The sequence below is a fragment of the Acidiphilium sp. genome, from assembly GCF_049977125.1.
Taxonomy (GTDB): domain Bacteria; phylum Pseudomonadota; class Alphaproteobacteria; order Acetobacterales; family Acetobacteraceae; genus Acidiphilium.
Genome location: NZ_JBMFGY010000293.1, coordinates 1 through 2495 on the forward strand (window position 1 = coordinate 1; position 2495 = coordinate 2495).

Consider the following 2495-nt stretch of genomic DNA (forward strand, 5'->3'; position numbering starts at 1 on the left):
CGGTGCTGGAGGAGCTGGCCCGGCGGCATCCGGAACTCAATCCTGGGGTCCGGCGTACGTTGGAGCGGCGGATCAAGCTCTGGCGCGGCCTGCACGGGCCGGATCAGGAGGTCATGTTCCGCCAGACCCATCCTCCCGGCGAACAGGGGCTGTCGGATTTCACCGATCTCGCGGATCTCGGTGTCGTCGTCGCCGGCGTGGAGCTGGATCATATCCTCTACCATTTCCGGATGGCCAATTCAGGCTTCGAGCATGGCCACGTGATCCTCGGCGGGGAAAGCTATTCCGCCCTCGCCGTCGGTTTGCAGAACGCGCTGTTCGCCCTCGGTGGCGTGCCGTTGCAGCACCGCACCGACAGTCTTTCGGCCGCCTTCCGCAATCTCGACCGCGACGCGATCGAGGATCTGACCACGCGCTACGCTGGCCTCTGCGCGCATTTCGACATGACGCCGACCCGCAACAACACTGGCGTCGCCCATGAGAACGGCACGATCGAAAGCTCCCACGGCCACACCAAGAAAACCATCGCGGACGCCCTGCTGCTCCGCGGCAGCCGTGCCTTCGAAGACCTGAACGCCTACCGCCGGTTCATCGACGAGCACTTCGCCCGCCACAATGCCAGACGGAACAAGGCAATCAGCTTCGAACGCGCCACCCTCAGGCCGCTGCCTGAAGACCGCACGGTCGACTACGAGGAGACCCTGGTGCGGGTGACCTCCTTCTGCGGTTTCGTGATCCGAAAGGTCTTCTACACCGTGCCCGCCCGGATGATCGGGCAGCAGCTGCGCGTGCGGCTCTACGATGATCGGCTCGAATGCTTTCTCGGCGGCAGTCGCGTGCTCACTCTGGTCCGCGCTCGCGCCGACCAGGCCAACGGCAAGCATAATCACGTCATCGATTATCGTCACGTGATCCAGGCACTGCGCCGCAAACCAGGTGCCCTGCGCAATCTGATCTATCGCGACCAATTGTTCCCGCACCCAGCCTATGCCCGCGCCTACCAGGCGCTGACCGAGCGGCGATCCGATAAGATCGCCTGCAAAATCACCGTCGAACTGCTCGGTCTCGCCCATGATTGCGCCTGCGAAGCCGAGCTCGCCCGTGTGCTCGAGACCGAACTCGACGCCGGCCGTCTCCCCAGTCTCGATCTCCTGCGCGAACGCTTCCATCCCGTCTGCGCCAGTTTGCCGAAGGTCACGATCGAGGCTGTGTCGCTCGGGCTGTACGACCAATTAGGCACCATTAACTACGGAGATCTCGCATGAACCCCAATCCTAATCCCGCCGCTGACGCCGCGCGGCTCGCCTTTCTGCTCGGCGAACTTCGCCTGCCGACCATCAAATACCTCTGGCCTGATATCGCCGTGCAATCGGACAAAAACGGCTGGCCGGCAGCTCGCTTCCTCTCCGCTCTGGCCGAGCATGAAGTCGCCGATCGCGAACGGCGCCGCATCGAACGTCATTTGCTCGATGCCCGTCTGCCGATCGGCAAATCCCTCGATAATTTCGACTTCAATGCCGTGCCCGTCATCAGCAAGGCCCATATCACCGCTCTCGCGACAGGTAACGCCTGGATCGAAACCGGCGCCAACTGCCTCGTTTTTGGTCCGGCCGGCGTGGGCAAAAGTCACCTCGCGGCAGCCATCGGGCGCGCACTGATAGAGGTCGGATACCGTGTCCTGTTCACCCGCACCACGGATCTCGTCCAACGCCTGCAAATCGCGCGGCAGGAACTCACCCTCGAAACGGCGATCACCAAGCTCGACCGTTACCACCTGATCATCCTCGATGACATCTCCTACGTCACCAAGGACCAAGCCGAGACCTCGGTCCTGTTCGAGCTGATCAGCCGGCGATACGAACATCGCTCGATCCTGATCACCGCCAATCAGGCATTCGGTGAGTGGAACAAGATTTTTCCCGACCAAGCTATGACTTTAGCCGCCGTCGACCGCCTCGTTCACCACGCCACCATCCTCGAAATGAACGTCGAAAGCTACCGGCGCCGCACCGCAATCGAACGAAAAAAAGCCCCAGGCGGACCCACCACCCGTCAATCCCCCAAAGCATCTTCCTGATTGCCGCGCCGCGACAATCAAGTTGATAATCGCCCTTGCAACCAAACCACAACACGATATCCTGCGTCACATCGCGGTCAGTTTTTTCTCACGCTGGTTGACGGTTTTTCTCACCCTGTTTGTCGCGCCACATGCCTCCACCTGACGTGAGACTCAGGCTTACTCAACTACATTAAACGTGAGACAAAGTTTACTGCAATGTTGGAGCCACTTAATGGCGCTCGAACCGGAACAGACGGAGGATGTGACCGACGCCTGATGGCAAGCCGGCGAGGCGGGTTCAGACATTTCCTGACGAATTGTAGGCGATCTGAGCGTAGGTATCGATCACAGTCTGTCTCACCATTAACTGTTATCGTGAGACACCCGCCCTCCCCGTGTCTCAAGTTAAATGACGCAAAGTCGCGGTACCAGGAAA

General features: G+C 60.5%; 2 protein-coding genes. Both read left to right on the plus strand.

What is annotated here, in order from left to right; translation table 11 throughout:
* Nucleotides 1-1265 (plus strand): Mu transposase domain-containing protein (locus ACP5E6_RS18240; RefSeq protein ID WP_427956725.1); only part of this gene is annotated, 1265 nt, incomplete at its 5' end.
* Nucleotides 1262-2077: an IS21-like element helper ATPase IstB gene (gene istB / locus ACP5E6_RS18245; RefSeq protein ID WP_427956728.1), complete on the plus strand. Its 816-nt coding sequence runs from the start codon at nucleotides 1262-1264 to the stop codon at nucleotides 2075-2077. The genes ACP5E6_RS18240 and istB, both read left to right, overlap by 4 nt.
* Nucleotides 2078-2495: the final 418 nt, after the last annotated feature.

What these genes read in the sequence shown, in the direction of transcription:
- istB (WP_427956728.1), top strand. Translation starts at nt 1,262, where the DNA reads ATGAACCCCAATCCTAATCCCGCCGCTGACGCCGCGCGGCTCGCCTTT.